The organism is Halomonas sp. AOP7-B1-5 (assembly GCF_052353045.1).
Taxonomy (GTDB): Bacteria; Pseudomonadota; Gammaproteobacteria; order Pseudomonadales; family Halomonadaceae; genus Vreelandella; species Vreelandella colorata.
Genome location: NZ_JBQTDC010000032.1, coordinates 15,609 through 31,205, shown reverse-complemented (window position 1 = coordinate 31,205; position 15,597 = coordinate 15,609). Strand labels below are relative to the sequence as shown.

12 protein-coding genes are annotated in these 15,597 nt (G+C 55.2%); 7 read left to right on the top strand and 5 right to left on the bottom strand.

What is annotated here, in order from left to right; translation table 11 throughout:
• Positions 1–507: 507 nt before the first annotated feature.
• The 5 genes from ACT3XD_RS14835 to cysQ all read left to right on the top strand — a co-directional run bounded on the left by ACT3XD_RS14835 (position 508) and on the right by cysQ (position 7,793).
• On the top strand, positions 508–1,563 hold the full coding sequence (locus ACT3XD_RS14835; RefSeq protein WP_192539909.1) for a glycosyltransferase: 1,056 nt from the start codon (positions 508–510) through the stop codon (positions 1,561–1,563).
• A 63-nt stretch (positions 1,564–1,626) separates the two neighbouring features.
• Complete coding sequence (gene pgm, locus ACT3XD_RS14830) at positions 1,627–3,204, top strand: phosphoglucomutase (alpha-D-glucose-1,6-bisphosphate-dependent) (protein ID WP_192539908.1); 1,578 nt, start codon at positions 1,627–1,629, stop codon at positions 3,202–3,204.
• Between the two features lie 1,190 nt (positions 3,205–4,394).
• Entirely contained in the window at positions 4,395–6,068 is a 1,674-nt protein-coding gene (pgi, locus tag ACT3XD_RS14825) for a glucose-6-phosphate isomerase (protein WP_192539897.1), read from the top strand.
• Between the two features lie 24 nt (positions 6,069–6,092).
• Positions 6,093–6,947, top strand: a complete 855-nt coding sequence (locus ACT3XD_RS14820) for a UTP--glucose-1-phosphate uridylyltransferase (protein ID WP_192539896.1) — start codon at positions 6,093–6,095, stop codon at positions 6,945–6,947.
• A gap of 84 nt (positions 6,948–7,031) precedes the next feature.
• Positions 7,032–7,793 (top strand): 3'(2'),5'-bisphosphate nucleotidase CysQ, encoded by a 762-nt coding sequence (gene cysQ, locus ACT3XD_RS14815; RefSeq protein WP_192539895.1) that lies wholly within the window; start codon positions 7,032–7,034, stop codon positions 7,791–7,793.
• A gap of 1,219 nt (positions 7,794–9,012) precedes the next feature.
• On the opposite strand, the gene ACT3XD_RS14810 is transcribed toward cysQ, so the two are convergent.
• The 3 genes from ACT3XD_RS14810 to gdhA form a co-directional block, all read right to left on the bottom strand.
• Positions 9,013–9,522 (bottom strand): REP-associated tyrosine transposase, encoded by a 510-nt coding sequence (locus tag ACT3XD_RS14810; RefSeq protein ID WP_192539906.1) that lies wholly within the window; start codon positions 9,520–9,522, stop codon positions 9,013–9,015.
• Positions 9,523–9,758: 236 nt separating this feature from the next.
• Positions 9,759–10,172, bottom strand: coding sequence for a nucleoside diphosphate kinase regulator (rnk, locus tag ACT3XD_RS14805; RefSeq protein ID WP_018915570.1), 414 nt, complete (start codon positions 10,170–10,172; stop codon positions 9,759–9,761).
• Positions 10,173–10,324: 152 nt separating this feature from the next.
• Complete coding sequence (gdhA, locus tag ACT3XD_RS14800) at positions 10,325–11,677, bottom strand: NADP-specific glutamate dehydrogenase (protein ID WP_192539907.1); 1,353 nt, start codon at positions 11,675–11,677, stop codon at positions 10,325–10,327.
• Between the two features lie 419 nt (positions 11,678–12,096).
• Between gdhA and ACT3XD_RS14795 the strand changes: the two genes are divergently transcribed.
• Complete coding sequence (locus ACT3XD_RS14795) at positions 12,097–12,225, top strand: hypothetical protein (RefSeq protein ID WP_444280602.1); 129 nt, start codon at positions 12,097–12,099, stop codon at positions 12,223–12,225.
• A 427-nt stretch (positions 12,226–12,652) separates the two neighbouring features.
• Positions 12,653–12,781 (top strand): hypothetical protein, encoded by a 129-nt coding sequence (locus ACT3XD_RS14790; protein ID WP_444280601.1) that lies wholly within the window; start codon positions 12,653–12,655, stop codon positions 12,779–12,781.
• A gap of 524 nt (positions 12,782–13,305) precedes the next feature.
• Here ACT3XD_RS14790 and ACT3XD_RS14785 read toward each other — a convergent pair.
• Both ACT3XD_RS14785 and rfaH read right to left on the bottom strand, forming a co-directional pair.
• Complete coding sequence (locus tag ACT3XD_RS14785; protein ID WP_192539584.1) at positions 13,306–14,913, bottom strand: gamma-glutamyltransferase family protein; 1,608 nt, start codon at positions 14,911–14,913, stop codon at positions 13,306–13,308.
• A gap of 149 nt (positions 14,914–15,062) precedes the next feature.
• Positions 15,063–15,593, bottom strand: a complete 531-nt coding sequence (gene rfaH / locus ACT3XD_RS14780; protein ID WP_192539583.1) for a transcription/translation regulatory transformer protein RfaH — start codon at positions 15,591–15,593, stop codon at positions 15,063–15,065.
• Positions 15,594–15,597 lie beyond the last annotated feature (4 nt).

Below are 15,597 nucleotides of genomic sequence, written 5' to 3'. Positions count from 1 at the left end.
GGCGGCTTGGCGCCGCCACCCGCGGGTGCCTAATTTGCTCGTGCCTCGCAAAACGTTACCACGCGCTACGAGTGCTTAAACGCCGACGTAACGCAATGACATGTAGCGCGAGGTAAGCGCCAGCGCACCCGCGGGTGCCTAACTTGCTCGTGCCTCGCAAAACGTTACCACGCGCTACGAGTGCTTAAACGCCGACGTAACGCAGACATGTAGCGCGTGGTAAGCGCCAGCGCACCCGCGGGAGCATTGCGCAGCGATGCCGGGGTTGGGTGGCAAAGCCAGGGCGGCTGGCGCCGCCTCCCGCGGGTGCCTAATTTGCTCGTACCTCGCAAAACGTTACCACGCGCTACGAGTGCTTAAACGCCGACGTAACGCAGACATGTAGCGCATGGTAAGCGCCAGCGCACCCGCGGGAGCATCGCGCAGCGATGCCGGGGTTGGGTGGCGCGGTACAAAAAATATTATCACTGAAGAGTGAAGTGGTGAGGTGTAAAGTGAGGGATAAGTTTGAGCAGTGAGACACTCTGGGTAGTGCTCAGCGATGGCGGGCAACCAACGGAAGATATCTACTTTCTGGAATCTGCTGCCCCTGAGTTACGCCGCCAGGGGGGAGAGATTGAACGCGTTGTCGCTTCACGTTCTTTTGGCGCTGCTTGGCTGCATGGCCGAACGTTTCTACGTCAATATTCAGGCGCCAATCTACTGCTTTGCCGCTCTCTGCCTCGCGCTTGGCTACGCTGGTTGGAGCATCATCGCAATGCTTTTGGTTACATTGCCTATTTAATCGATGATGATATTGCCGCTGCAGCCCTCGACACCACCTTGCCCAATGCATACCGTCAGCGCATGGCGCGGATTGCGCATCTCCAGCCACGCTTGCTGACGCTTAGTGATGAATTGGTGGCATGCAGCGAAAAGCTTGCTCAGCGTTTTTATGCTCGTCATCCTCATGTCTCAGTATTAACGCCGCCGTTAATTGCCTCCTTGCCAGCCCTGGAGCATTTTATACAGCCGCCCTCAGCACAGGCGCCGTGGCAGATTGGTTTTCACGGTACGCGGGCTCACCTTAATGATCTGCTGTATATAGCGCCAGCACTCTGGGCCCTCCAGCAGGGGCGAAAGGATACTCAGCTTGAAGTTATGCTGGGCAAACATACGCCTAAACAGCTTGCTGAATTACCTCGGATCAAAACGCCAGCTTCGCTACCATGGCATGCGTTTCGCCGCTACCAGGCTAGCCGCCAACTGCACATTGGCGTGGCGCCACTTTTAGAAACCCGGTTTAACCAGGGCAAGTCATTTATTAAGTTTCTGGATATTACTGCAATGGGGGGCGTGGGCATTTACTCAAACCGCTACCCTTATACAGAGATAGTTCGCCACGGTGAAAACGGGTTATTAGTAGAAGACTCGCCCCAGGCATGGCAGGCTGGTTTGCAACAGCTACTAAATAATCCGCAAGCTACTGCGGCTATGGCACGCCAGGCTGCTAGTGATGCATTGAAAATAGGCGATCCGCACATCGCGCTGACCTTTTGGCAATCCAAAAAACGTTGCCGCTGAATTTTATATGTTGTTCTGAACCATCTTTTGAGTAGGTAAAGAGTTTCCAAGGGAGTGAAATGTATGGATGCCATTGTAAAAGCTTTTTTTGATGAAAAGCCGAACGCCAACGTCGCTAAAGAGCGCGTGGCTTTCGGCACGTCAGGCCACCGTGGCCGCGCCACCGAGCGCACCTTTAACGCATTCCATATCTACGCCATCACTCAGGCCGTGGTGGATTACCGTGTTGAGGCAGGCTACCAAGGGCCGTTGTTTTTAGGTTTTGATACCCATGCTCTTTCCAAACCAGCCTGGGAGTGCGCGCTGCAAGTGTTGGCCGCTAACCAAGTGCCGGTATTGGTTGAAAAAGATCACGGCTATACCGCAACACCCTTGGTTAGCCATGCCATTTTGCAGCACAACGCTTCAAATCAGGCATTAGCCGATGGTTTGATCATTACGCCTTCGCATAATCCGCCTGAAGATGGTGGCATTAAGTACAATCCTTCTCACGGTGGCCCGGCAGATACAGAAGCCACATCGTGGATAGAGCTACGTGCCAATGCCTATCTTCTACGTGAGCTTGGCGATGTGTCGCTGGTTTCCGTGGAAGAAGCGCTTGCTCACGCTCAGGAGTACGATTTTACCGCGCAGTACGTAGCACAGCTGGGCGACGTCGTGGATATGGCGGCCATTCAAAATGCCAACCTGACGTTAGGCGTTGACCCTATGGGCGGTACCGCATTGCCGGTATGGCAGGCGGTTGCTGCCCACTACCATCTGAGCCTTGAGGTGGTGAATACCACGGTTGACCCGGAATTTGCGTTTATGCCACCCGATCACGACGGCAAGATCCGTATGGACTGCTCAAGCTCGGCGGCGATGGCGAATCTGCTGAATATCAAGGACCGCTTTGATGTGGCGTTTGGCAACGATCCGGATGCCGACCGCCACGGCATTGTCGATACTAACGGCCTGATGAACCCCAACCACTTTCTGGCTGTGTGTATCGACTACCTGATTACTCATCGGCCTGAGTGGGCGGCGTCGCTTAAAATCGGTAAAACGCTGGTGTCCTCCTCGATGATCGACCGAGTCGTGGCGTCTCATCAGCGTGAGCTTTATGAAGTGCCGGTTGGCTTTAAGTGGTTTGTGGATGGCCTGCACCAAGGCTGGCTGGCATTCGGCGGTGAAGAGAGCGCCGGAGCCAGCTTGTTAACGCGTGATGGCAAAGCGTGGTCCACTGATAAAGACGGCATTGCGTTGTGCTTACTGGCCGCGGAAATTCTGGCGGTGACGGGTAAAACCCCTAGCGAGTATTACCGCGAGCTAACTCAGCGCTTTGGCGAGCCTTTCTACAAGCGCGTAGATACCGCCTGCACTGCCGAAGAGAAAGCCGCCTTTAAAAAGCTGGATAGCGAAAGCGTCACGGCCCAGGCGTTGGCCGGCGATGCGATCACTGCCGTACTGGTCGCCGCGCCGGGTAACGGTGCAAGCATTGGCGGTATTAAAGTGACCACCGAAAACGGCTGGTTTGCCGCACGCCCCAGCGGCACGGAATCGCTTTATAAAGTGTATGCCGAAAGCTTTAAAGGCCCCGAGCATCTGGAAGAATTAATTGAAAGCGCTACCGCCTTGCTCGCCGAAGTATTGAAAGGGTAGGGCAATCGGTTTTGGTGCCCAAGGCCAGAGCGGCTGGCGCCGCCTCCCGCGGGTGCCTTATTTGCTCGTTCCTCGCAAAACGTTACCACGCGCTACGGTGATTACCTGGCTCTAATTCGGCGAGATAAAAATGTAGCGCGGCGTAAGCGTCAGCGCACCCGCGGGAACATCGCGAAGCGATGTCGGGGTTGGTGCCAAGGCCAGAGCCGCGGGTGCCTAATTTGCTCGTTCCTCGCAAAACGTTACCACGCGCTACGGTGATTACCTGGCTCTAATTCGGCGAGATAAAAATGTAGCGCGGCGTAAGCGTCAGCGCACCCGCGGGAACATCGCGAAGCGATGTCAGGATTGGTGCCAAGGCCAGAGCCGCGGGGGCCTACTTTGCTCGTTCCTCGCAAAACGTTACCATGCGCTACGATGATTACCTGGCTCTAATTCGGCGAGATAAAAATGTAGCGCGGCGTAAGCGTCAGCGCACCCGCGGGAACATCGCGAAGCGATGTCGGGGTTGGTGCCAAGGCCAGAGCCGCGGGTGCCTTATTTGCTCGTTCCTCGCAAAGCGTTACCACGTGCTACGGTGATTACTTGGCTCTAATTCGGCGAGATAAAAATGTAGCGCGGCGTAAGCGTCAGCGTACCCGCGGGAACATCGCGAAGCGATGTCAGGATTGGTGCCAAGGCCAGAGCCGCGGGGGCCTTATTTGCTCGTTCCTCGCAAAATGTTACCACGCGCTACGGTGATTACCTGGCTCTAATTCGGCGAGATAAAAATGTAGCGCGGCGTAAGCGTCAGCGCACACGCGGGAACATCGCGAAGCGATGTCGGGGTTGGTGCCAAGGCCAGAGCCGCGGGGGCCTAATTTGCTCGTTCCTCGCAAAACGTTACCACGCGCTACGATGATTACCTGGCTCTAATTCGGCGAGTTAAAAATGTAGCGCGGCGTAAGCGTCAGCGCACCCGCGGGAACATCGCGAAGCGATGTCGGGGGTCGATGCCCAGGCCAGGGTGGCTGGCGCCTCAGAGCAATACTCGCAATGCCTTTTCACTTTTAACATTTAGCATCGTATAGGAGCTATATTTTATCCTATTGTAAGTTAATGGATTAGCGAGCAAGAAACTTGAACTGGCTCTGTATTTGCGTCATATAAAGCGGGTTCATTGATAGAAACGATGTTTCAAGGATGAAATCATGAATGTATCAAAGCTTTCACGCTCCCCGCGTGCTTATACGCCGGTAACGGCACTGGATGCCCATGCCGAGCAATTACAGGCGCAACCCTTAAGCGATCTTTTAGGTGGCGACACATTATCCGCCCAGCAGCGCGCAAGTGATTTGGCCTTTACCTTCGGCTCACTTCACGTCGATTTCAGTAAACAGCGCATTACCCCTCATACGCTAAAGCTTTTAAGTGACTGGGCACGTAGCTGCGGGGTCGAAACAAAACGCACGGCCTTGTTTGCCGGGAAAAACGTCAATACCTCTGAGCGGCGGGCTGCGCTGCATATGGCAGCGCGCTGGCCAAGCACTAAAAAGCCGCCTAGTGGTATGGAGTCAGCCGCTACCTTCTGCCAGCAACAACAGGCTCGTTTGGCTGAGATGGTAGCCCGCGTACATGAAGGCCAGTGGTTTGGCGCAACCGGCCAAACCATCACCGATGTGGTGCATATTGGCGTGGGTGGCTCAGATTTAGGGCCAAAATTGATCAGCGAGGCCTTGGCTGACCGCCCAAGCCATGAAAAGGCAAGCGTTCATTATGTTTCCACTATGGATGGTGCACAGTTATTGCCTTTAATGGAGCGCTTGAATCCTGCCACCACGCTTCTGGTATTAGCCTCAAAGTCATTTACCACCGCCGATACCCAGTTCAACGTGCGTACGGCACTCGCTTGGCTAAGTGAGGCGTTGGAAATAGATGTACCCACGGTTTGTCGCTATCAATTAGTGGGTGTGTCGTCCAAACCTGAAAAGATGACGGATTTTGGCATTCCTGAGGCGCACCAACTGGTATTTAAAGACTGGATTGGCGGCCGCTTCTCGCTTTGGTCACCCATTGGGGTCAGTGTGGCCATGCAGTTGGGCATGGAGGCGTTTAATGCGCTGCTGGCCGGTGCCCATGCCATGGACCAACACTTTTTAGACGCCCCGCTTGAAGAGAATTTACCCGCTTTGATGGCGCTGGTCGGTGCCTGGAACTGCCAGTTTTTGAATATTCCGACCCATGCGGTACTACCTTACGATGGCCGATTGAAGAGTTTTTCTGCATATTTGCAGCAGCTCGAAATGGAGTCCAACGGTAAAAGCGTGGGCTTGGATGGCCGCTCGGTTAATCATGCTACATGCCCGATAATATGGGGCGATGTGGGGCCTAATGCGCAGCACGCGTTTTATCAATTACTTCACCAGGGCGGGCATACTGTTAGTGCTGATTTTGTAGCCGTTGCCAAGCGCGATGTAACGGCAACCGATGACGTAAGCAGTTCGTTATGCGCCCAGGAGCAACTGACGCTTGCCAACTGCCTGGCTCAGTCGCAGCTTTTTGCGCTGGGCGATGATGCCATTCCTGCCACGTTACGCGGCCATATGGCGCAAGGCTATCGGGGTAATCATCCCAATTCGCTACTCTTGCTGAAAGAGTTGAATGCCTGGGGTATTGGCGCGCTATTAGCGCTTTATGAGCACAAGGTATTTGTGCAATCGGTGCTTTGGAACCTTAACCCCTTCGATCAACCGGGGGTTGAGCTTGGCAAGCAATTGGCCACCAGCCTCTATGAAATGCTTGCAGGCGAAACACTTGCCCATAACAATGTAAAAGACCCCAGTACAGAACAGCTGCTGTGTAAAATTAACGAGTGGCGCCAGTAACGTAACGAAATAAGGAAGTAAGTAATGACCCAGGTGCGCAAGGCGATTATTCCAGTAGCCGGTTTTGGTACGCGGTTGTTGCCGATTAGTAAGGCAATTCCCAAAGAAATGGTACCCGTTGTTGACCGTCCGTTAATCCAGCATGTGGTAGAGGAAGCGCTGGCGGCCGGTATTAATGAAATTGTGTTGGTGACTCGTTCGGGTAAATCGGCTATTGAAGATCACTTTGATGCCCATGCAGAGCTTGAAGATGCGCTTGCCAGTAAAGGCAAAGATGCCTTGCTGGCAACGCTTGCGGCCATTGCTCCGCCAGAGCTTAAAATTACCAGTGTGCGCCAGCCGAACGCTCAAGGCCTGGGCCATGCGGTTTTCTGCGCCGCCCATTTGTTGGGTAAAGATGAGCCGTTTGCTGTTATCCTGCCGGACGTTCTCGTTAAGCCTCAGGCGAATAGCAATACCTGTGACCTGGGCCGCATGGTTGAGCTTTGGGACGCCAGCAACGCCGCGCAAATCATGGTGGAAGCAGTGCCGCAGGAAGATGTTTATCGTTACGGTATCGTTGACTGCGACGAGCCCAGTGCCGGTGAAAGCGCGGACATGCGCGGCGTGGTAGAAAAGCCCAAGCCCGAAGATGCACCTTCACGCTTATCGGTAATCGGTCGTTATATTTTGCCCTACCGGATTATGGAGTTGTTACGTGACCAGCCCCCCGGTGCCGGTAATGAAATCCAGTTAACCGATGCGATTGACCGCCTAATGCAGGAAGGCCAGCAGGTTCAGGCATTCCGTATGCAGGGGCGCACTTTTGACTGTGGTCATATTGAAGGCTGGCTGCAGGCGAATAATACTCTGGCGCGTGAAGCAGGGTATAGCCTGTAAGCACCGGATGCTTATACTTCATAGAAAACCGCCTATATAGGGCGGTTTTCGCGTTTTTCAGCCACCATTTTTATAAGGGCCGTTATGGAGAGTTTACTTACGCAGGTGCTGGACATTGCCCGTGAAGCGGGTAGCGCTATTTTAAAAGTGTATGCTCAGGATTTTGAGGTGGAAATCAAATCCGACCACAGCCCGGTAACGGCAGCTGATAAAACGGCCAACCAGATGATTTTAAACGGTCTCAATGCTCTTGAAGAGAAGATCCCTATTCTGTCTGAGGAAGGAGGTGAGTATTTTGTAGGCGCCGATGCAAAAGGGCGTTATTGGCTAATCGACCCGCTGGATGGCACAAAGGAGTTTGTTAAGCGCAACGATGAGTTCACGGTTAATATCGCATTGATTGAGCACGGCAAGCCTGTATTAGGGGTGGTGCTGGCACCGGTATTTAACGTGGCCTATATCGCAGCCACAGGGGTGGGAGCATTCAAGATTGATGAACATGGGCAGCAAACCCCTATTCGCGTTTCTGGTAAGCCGGGCGAAGGCCAGAAATGGCGTGTGATGGGCAGCCGCTCTCACGCACATCCTCATCTTGAGCGTTGGTTGAAACAGTTAGGCCCGCATGAGACACGACCTATGGGCAGCTCGTTAAAATTCGGCATCATCGCCGAAGGTAGCGCCGATGTGTATCCCCGTTTAGGCCCCACCAGCCTATGGGATACCGCCGCCGCTCAAACGGTCGTTGAACAGGCGGGTGGGCGTGTGGTGACCTTAGATGGAACGCCCTTAAGTTACGCGACCCCTGCGCAAATCCTCAATCCCGATTTTGTTGTTTGGGGTTATTAAGCGTAGAGCGAAGCGGTGACAGGGTTGGGTGCCAAAGCCTAGGCGGCTGGCGCCGCCTCCCGCGGGTGCCTTATGCTCGTTCCTCACATGCGTTACCACGCGCTATGGTTGTTGCCGGATTCCAATTTGGCGTGATACCCATGTAGCGCGGCGTAAGCGTCAGCGCACCCGCGGGAGCATCGCGAAGCGGTGCCGGGGTTGGGTGCCAAAGCCTGGGCGGCTGGCGCCGCCTCCCGCGGGTGCCTTATGCTCGTCCCTCGCAAAACGTTACCACGCGCTACGGTGGTTGCCTGGCTCTAATACGGTGGGAGATAAATGTAGCGCGGCGTAAGCGTCAGCGTCAGCGCACCCGCGGGAGCATCGCGAAGCGGTGCTGGGTTTGGGTGCCAAAGCCTAGGCGGCTGGCGCCGCCTCCCGCGGGTGCCTTATGCTCGTTCCTCGCATTCGTTACCACGCGCTACGTTGTTGTCGGTTCCCAATTTAGCGCGATAAAGATGCTTGCCACATTTCAACATGGTGCAAGATACATGTAGCGCGGCGTAAGCGTCAGCGCACCCGCGGGAGCATCGCGAAGCGGTGCCGGGTTTGGGTGCCAAAGCCTAGGCGGCTGGCGCCGCCTCTCGCGGGTGCCTTATGCTCGTTCCTCGCATTCGTTACCACGCGCTACGTTTGTTGCCGGTTTCCAATTTGGCACGATAAAGGTGCTTGCCACATTTCAACCTGATGCGAGATACATGTAGCGCGGCGTAAGCGTCAGCGCACCCGCGGGAGCAGCGCGAAGCGGTGCTGGGGTTGAGTGCCAAAGCCTAGGCGGCTGGCGCCACCTCTCGCGGGTGCCTTATGCTCGTTCCTCGCATTCGTTACCGCGCGCTACGGTTGTTGCCGGTTCCCAATTTGGCACGATAAAGGTGCTTGCCATATTTCAACCTGGTGCGAAATACATGTAGCGCGGCGTAAGCGTCAGCGCACCCGCGGGCGCATCGCGAAGCGGTGCCGGGTTTGGGTGCCAAAGCCTAGGCGGCTGGCGCCGCCTCTCGCGGGTGCCTTATGCTCGTTCCTCACATGCGTTACCCCGCGCTACGGTTGTTGCCGGATTCCAATTTGGCACGATAAAGGTGCTTGCCACATTTCAACCTGATGCGAAATACATGTAACGCGGCGTAAGCGTCAGCGCACCCGCGGGAGCATCGCGAAGCGGTGCCTGGTGGCAGGCCAGTGCCTATTCCCAATTCATTTCGGCAACGTCGGGAATACGTTGTGAGCCCCAGTCGCTTTCGTACCAACCTTTCTCTACGCATTGATGAAAACTTGACCACTCCCAATCGCGCGGTGCTTTGGCCCAGCCGTGTTTTACGGGGTTGTAGTGAATGTAATCCATATGCCGCTGCCAATCGTGTTCATCACGGATCACGTGCTCCCAGAAGCCGCGTTGCCAAGCGCCTGAGCTTTTACTGGGACGCTGGAATTCATGCGATGCGTATTTTTTGATATCTCTCCAGCGCGATGAGTAATCCGTATCACCTTCCGGCAGAACCCAGAGGCAGTGAAGATGATCGGGAAGTAGTACAAACGCGTCCATTACAAAAGGCCGTTCGTGGCGCACTCGTCGAAAAGCTCTCCCAAGGGCGTTTATATTGAGTTGATCGGCGAGCAATGGCTGGCGTGAATGAGTTACCACTGTAAAAAAATAGGTAGCGCCGGGGGCATGTGCTCGTCGATAAGTTGCCATTGCTGGCTTCCTTCAAAATATTTATAAATATTGCGAAGTAAGATTAATGCTTTGAGGAAAGTATTTCATCTTTGTGGAGCTTGTATTTATGTCAGGCCGCCGTTGCGTGTGCGCTAACGCTTACACGCACTACACGTTCGTTGCATGTATTAAATGTAGTGCGTAAGCAACCTTGGGCGCATCGACTACAGCGCCTGACGACTCTGGCCAGGCGCGAAAGGAGGGGCAAAAAATGCTTAACGATGAAACTGCTGTTCGCGTTCGGGCTGCCATAAGATGGCATCAATGCGAAGGCGTGCTTCAGCATTGTTAGGCAGCGGCCAGTCGATAATATCGCCTACTTTAAGGCCGATAAGGCCAGCGCCAATCGGGGCCATCACTGAGATACCGTCTTCCACCGTGCTTAGCGCATGGGGGTAAACCAATGTGCGTACCATTTGGCGCCCGCGGGTTAAATCGGTGAAGCGAATTTGGCTATTCATGCTGACCACGTTGTCAGGAATATCCTTGGGATCAATCACTTCCCCGCGGGCTAACTCTTCCTCGAGCAGCGTGGCTACGGCAAGCTCTTTATCGCTTGCGTTATCAATCAAGCGCTGCAAGCGTTCTGCATCAAGACGGTTAATAATAATGGGAGGACGCTGCCCCATGGTTACTCTCCTTAGAAAGCAATGAAATCAATCGTGTACTTCAATTAAACAGTAAATAAACGATTTTTGTACCTATCAATAAAAACAGCCCTCCCCGAAAAGGGAGGACTGTTCGCCAGTGCCAGTGTAAGCGATCTAGCAGAGGAAGGCGATCACATTACTCCTTGCTCTATCATGGCATCTGCGACCTTTCTGAACCCGGCAATATTGGCGCCCAGTACCAGGTTGGTGGGGTCGCCGAACTCTTCTGCCGTGGTGGAGCACTGCTGGTAAATATTGGTCATTATCTCTTTAAGCTTCTGGTCAACTTTTTCAAGCGGCCATTGTTCCATACTGCTGTTTTGCGCCATTTCTAGCTGACTAGTCGCCACGCCGCCAGCATTAGCCGCTTTGCCTGGGCCGTAGGCAATCTTAGCGGCTAGGAAGCAGTCAACTGCCTCGGTGGTGGAGGGCATATTGGCGCCTTCACTTACACAGTTAACCCCGTTGGCGAGTAGCGTTTTGGCATCAAGCTCGGTTAACTCGTTTTGCGTAGCGCTCGGGAATGCAGCATCCGCTTTAATGTGCCAAACCGCATGACCACCTTGCGGGTAATCCCGCGCGCTAATGTAGTGGGCGTCAGGACGTTCGCTTAGGTACTCTTCAAGCGATACACGCTTTACTTCTTTGAGCTGCTTAAGAAGCTCAAGATCGATACCGTTGGGGTCGTGAATCGTGCCGCGAGAGTCGCTACAGGTAATGGGGGTGGCGCCCAGTTCATAAAGCTTTTCAATAGTGTAAATGGCCACGTTACCCGCGCCGGATACCAGGCAGGCTTTACCTTCAAGGCTTTCGCCACGGTCGGCCAGCATGTTTTGCGCGAAGTAAACTGCGCCATAACCAGTGGCTTCTTTACGGCCTAGAGAGCCGCCCCAGTTCAAGCCCTTGCCGGTTAATACGCCTTCATAGCGACCGGTGAGGCGTTTGTATTGCCCGTACATATAGCCAATTTCGCGCGCGCCAACGCCGATATCACCCGCCGGCACATCGCGAGTAGGGCCGATATGACGGTAAAGTTCCGACATGAAGGCCTGGCAGAAACGCATGATTTCGTTGTCTGATTTGCCCTTCGGGTCAAAGTCAGAGCCGCCTTTGCCGCCGCCAATAGGTAGCCCGGTTAAGGCGTTTTTAAAGATTTGTTCAAAACCCAGGAATTTGATGGTGCCTGCCGTTACGCTTGGGTGAAAGCGTAAGCCGCCTTTATACGGGCCAAGCGCTGAGTTGAACTGAATGCGGTAGCCTTTATTTACCCGCACTTGTCCTGAGTCATCTAGCCAGCAAACGCGGAACATGATCTGGCGTTCGGGTTCTACCATCCGCTCAATAATGCTGTGCTTAAGATAGTGCGGCTGGCGCTCAAACAGCGGACGCAGGCATTCCAGAACTTCTTCAGCGGCTTGGTAAAATTCAACTTGAGCGGGGCTGCTAAGCTTTAAGCGGGTCAGCGTGTCGTGAACATAAGGCATGAAAAAGTACCATTTAATAGGGATTAAAAACGTTGTTAGCTGGCCAGCTCTTTCAAGTATTAAACGGCTGATGCGCTTTTTTGCATACCCTATGTCGTTTCGGAATGAGTAAAAAAATATAAAAATTTAGACTAAAGTTGAAAGATTTTCGCTCGAAACTATTTTATTAGTATTTTCTAACTAACAGTAATTAAACGTTTCCGGTTTTTGATGCAGAATTGTTGGTGTATAGCGCTAAAGGGGTGACTACCACAGGCGGGCTGATGCTGCGCTGCGGCCGTGCCATCCAACTCTGGCACCGCTTCGCGCTGCTCTCGCGGGTGCGCTGACGCTTACGCCGCGCTACATTTGAACAGTGCCATATTTGATAGGGGCGTGAATCGTCGCGCGTGGTAACAAATCTTGCGAGGTACGAGCAAATGCGGCACCCGCGGATGGCGGCTGCAAGCCGCCCTGGCCGTGCCATCCAACCCTGGCATCGCTTTGCGCTGCTCCCGCGCCGGGCCGCCGCTGCGGGTGCGCTGACGCTTACACCGCGCTACATTTGAACAGTGCCCATATTTGATAGGGGCGCGAATCGTCGCGCGTGGTAACAAAGGCGAGGGACGAGCAAATGCGGCACCCGCGGATGGCGGCTGCCAAGCCGCCCGGGCCGTGCCACCCAACTCTGGCACCGCTTCGCGCTGCTCCCGCGGGTGCGCTGACGCTTACACCGCGCTACATTTGAACAGTGCCATATTTGATAGGGGCGTGAATCGTCGCGCGTGGTAACAAATCTTGCGAGGGACGAGCAAATGCGGCACCCGCGGATGGCGGCTGCCAAGCCGCCCGGGCCGTGCCATCCAACCCTGGCACCGCTTCGCGCTGCTCCCGCGGGTGCGCTAACGCTTACACCGCGCTACATTTGAACGGTGCCATGTTTGATAGGGGCGTGAATCGTCGCGCGTGGTAACAAATCTTGCGAGGTACGAGCAAATGCGGCATCCGCGGATGGCGGCTGCCAAGCTCTCTGGCCGTGCCATCCAACCCCAGCACCGCTTCGCGCTGCTCCCGCGCCGGGCCGCCGCTGCGGGTGCGCTGACGCTTACGCCGCGCTACATTTGAACGGTGCCATTTTTGATAGGGGCGTGAATCGTCGCGCGTGGTAACAAATCTTGCGAGGTACGAGCAAATGCGGCACCCGCGAATGGCGGCTGCCAAGCCGCCCGGGCCGTGCCACCCAACCTTGGCAACGCTTCGCGCTGCTCCCGCGCCGGGCCGCCGCTGCGGGTGCGCTGGCGCTTACACCGCGCTACATTTGAACGGTGCCATGTTTGATAGGTGTGAGAATCGTAGCGCGTGGTAACAAATCTTGCGAGGTACGAGCAAATGCGGCACCCGCGAATGGCGGCTGCCAAGCCGCCCGGGCCGTGCCACCCAACTCTGGCACCGCTTCGCGCTGCTCCCGCGGGTGCGCTGACGCTTACGCCGCGCTACATTTGAACAGTGCCATATTTGGTAGGGGCGCGAATCGTCGCGTGGGTAACGAAGGCGAGGTACGCGCATCCGCGGCAGTGTTTGAGCCATCAATGCTGGAGGGTGTTAGTGAATAACAAGGCGGCATTGGGCCGCCTTAGCTTGAATTGGAATTAAACGGGCAATACCGCGCCATCGGCGCGTGGCTCGGTGCCGCCTTGAAGCACGCCATTTTCTGCATTGCGTAGAATGATCTGCCCACGGCCAAACGTGAGTGCATCGGTGCTCCGGACAATATGATGACCGCGCCGCTCAAGCGCTTGGGCGAGATGGTCGGGGAAGCCTGGTTCTACCTCAACGGTTTTGCCTGCCACCCATTTCCAACGGGGAAGATCCAGCGCAGCCTGGGGGTTGAGCTTATCTGCCAGCATGCTGGCCACTACCTGTACGTGGCCTTGGGGTTGCATATACCCACCCATTACACCGAAGGGGCCAACCGCCCGGTTATCCTTGGTAATAAACCCGGGAATAATCGTGTGGTAAGTGCGCTTTCCGGGGCGCAGCACGTTGGCGTGTTGTTCATCAAGCGAGAAAGACCAGCCGCGGTTTTGCAGGCTGATGCCCGTGCCGGGTACCACAATGCCCGAGCCAAACCCTTCAAAATTGCTTTGGATAAAAGACACCATATTGCCTTCATCGTCGGCGGTTGCCAGGTAAACCGTTCCGCCTAGTAGCGGGTTGCCATGCAGTGGATCAATGGCTTGTTCGCCTATAAGGGCGGCGCGCTGTTCTAGATAGCGCGGGGCGAGCAATTGCTCGACGCTGTGCGTCATATCGCTATGCTCGGTGATATAACGTAGGCCATCCACATAGCCAAGTTTGGTGGCTTCGATACGTCGATGCAGCGTTTCAACCGGATCATGGGGCTCATCGCCAAGCGCTTCTAAAATACCGAGCGCCTGCAAGGCGATCAAGCCACTGCCGTTGGGTGGGATTTCCCAGATATCGTGACCTTGATAACGGACGTTGATCGGATCGACCCATTCTGATCTGAAGGCCGCAAGGTCTTCCTTGCGCAGAAAACCACCATGCTCGCGCGAGAAGGCGTCCATGGCATCGGCTAGCTCGCCTTGGTAAAACGCCTTGGCGCCGCTTTGGGCAATAGCGCGAAGCGTTTTGGCCATATCCGGCGAGCGCCAGATGTCACCCGCCTTGGGGGCGTGGCCTTCTGGGGCAAAGTGCTCAAACCAGGGCGCAAACTCCGGGCGGTCGTACTGCTTGTAGCGGGTGTAGGCTTTTTGCCAAAGCTGACTCACCACCGGCGAAACCGCGAAGCCCTCTTCGGCAAGGGCAATTGCAGGGGCCAGCAGCGTTGGCAGGGGCAGTTTGCCAAATCGCTCGGAAAGTGTGGCCCAGGCAGCCGGGGCGCCCGGCACGGTAACGGGGATTAACCCGTGTGCGGGCATTTCTTCATGGCCAAGCGCACGCAGGGCTTCTCCGCTTATGCCCATCGGGGCTCTGCCGCTGGCATTTAAACCGTGCAGCTTATCGTTGACCCATACCAGGGCAAACGCATCGCTACCGATACCATTAGAGGTAGGTTCAACGACGGTAAGCGCGGCCGCTGTGGCGATGGCTGCATCAATTGCATTGCCGCCTTGGCGCAAAATGTCTGCGCCTACTTGGGCAGCCAGCGATTGGGAAGTGGCTACCATGCCGCGTTTACCGAAAGTGACCATACGCCGAGACGCGGTGGGGTAGTAATGAGGGTCGAGATTCATTAACGAGCATCCTTATGCCTGGAAGTGCCAGGCAGGCCAATGTTTGTTTATGGCTCAACATTAGCAGGATAAGCTTATGAACGTCTTTTGATACTTAGGCTAAGCAAGCGTGCGCTTGCCTAGATGCCGCTAAGGTTTATGCTCACCACTCACGGCTTCCGCAACTGATCCAGAGGCACATTAAGGTGCTGAGGCCGCTGAAGTACGTTGAGCAGCACAATAGCGCGCTCTTCCCCTTTGCAGCGCTCGAATATGGCTTCCAGATCTTTAAAAGGGCCTTCGGTAATAGTGACCTTCTCACCCGCGCTGAAGTAGGTGTGGCTGCCTTCCTGGCGGTGGGGCTGGGCGCGAAGTGTCTCTACTAGTGCGCTGGGTACGCTTACGGGGTTATTACCAAAGGTGAGCAGGCGCAGTACGCCTCGTGTCGAGCGAATGGGCCGCCAGTTGCTCACTACTTGGTCAAGGCGAATAAACAGATAGTAGGGGAATAGAGGCTCGGTCACGGTGACAAGCTTGCCCTGGCGCCTGCGTTTAACATCCAGCACCGGATGAAACACCTCATAACCCTGGTTAGTGAGGTGCTCGGCGGCGCGAAATGATTCACTGCCTTTACACTGAATGACGTACCAGCTGGCGGAGGTGCCTTCTTCGCTGCCGGACGCTATGTGACTGGGTTCCATAGGG

Excerpts from the sequence above, each read along its gene's own strand:
- pgm (WP_192539908.1), top strand. The coding sequence starts at position 1,627 with ATGGATGCCATTGTAAAAGCTTTTTTTGATGAAAAGCCGAACGCCAAC.
- pgi (WP_192539897.1), top strand. The coding sequence starts at position 4,395 with ATGAATGTATCAAAGCTTTCACGCTCCCCGCGTGCTTATACGCCGGTA.
- ACT3XD_RS14820 (WP_192539896.1), top strand. The coding sequence starts at position 6,093 with ATGACCCAGGTGCGCAAGGCGATTATTCCAGTAGCCGGTTTTGGTACG.
- cysQ (WP_192539895.1), top strand. The coding sequence starts at position 7,032 with ATGGAGAGTTTACTTACGCAGGTGCTGGACATTGCCCGTGAAGCGGGT.
- ACT3XD_RS14810 (WP_192539906.1), bottom strand. The coding sequence starts at position 9,522 with ATGGCAACTTATCGACGAGCACATGCCCCCGGCGCTACCTATTTTTTT.
- rnk (WP_018915570.1), bottom strand. The coding sequence starts at position 10,172 with ATGGGGCAGCGTCCTCCCATTATTATTAACCGTCTTGATGCAGAACGC.
- gdhA (WP_192539907.1), bottom strand. The coding sequence starts at position 11,677 with ATGCCTTATGTTCACGACACGCTGACCCGCTTAAAGCTTAGCAGCCCC.
- ACT3XD_RS14795 (WP_444280602.1), top strand. The coding sequence starts at position 12,097 with ATGCGGCACCCGCGGATGGCGGCTGCAAGCCGCCCTGGCCGTGCCATC.
- ACT3XD_RS14790 (WP_444280601.1), top strand. The coding sequence starts at position 12,653 with ATGCGGCATCCGCGGATGGCGGCTGCCAAGCTCTCTGGCCGTGCCATC.
- ACT3XD_RS14785 (WP_192539584.1), bottom strand. The coding sequence starts at position 14,913 with ATGAATCTCGACCCTCATTACTACCCCACCGCGTCTCGGCGTATGGTC.
- rfaH (WP_192539583.1), bottom strand. The coding sequence starts at position 15,593 with ATGGAACCCAGTCACATAGCGTCCGGCAGCGAAGAAGGCACCTCCGCC.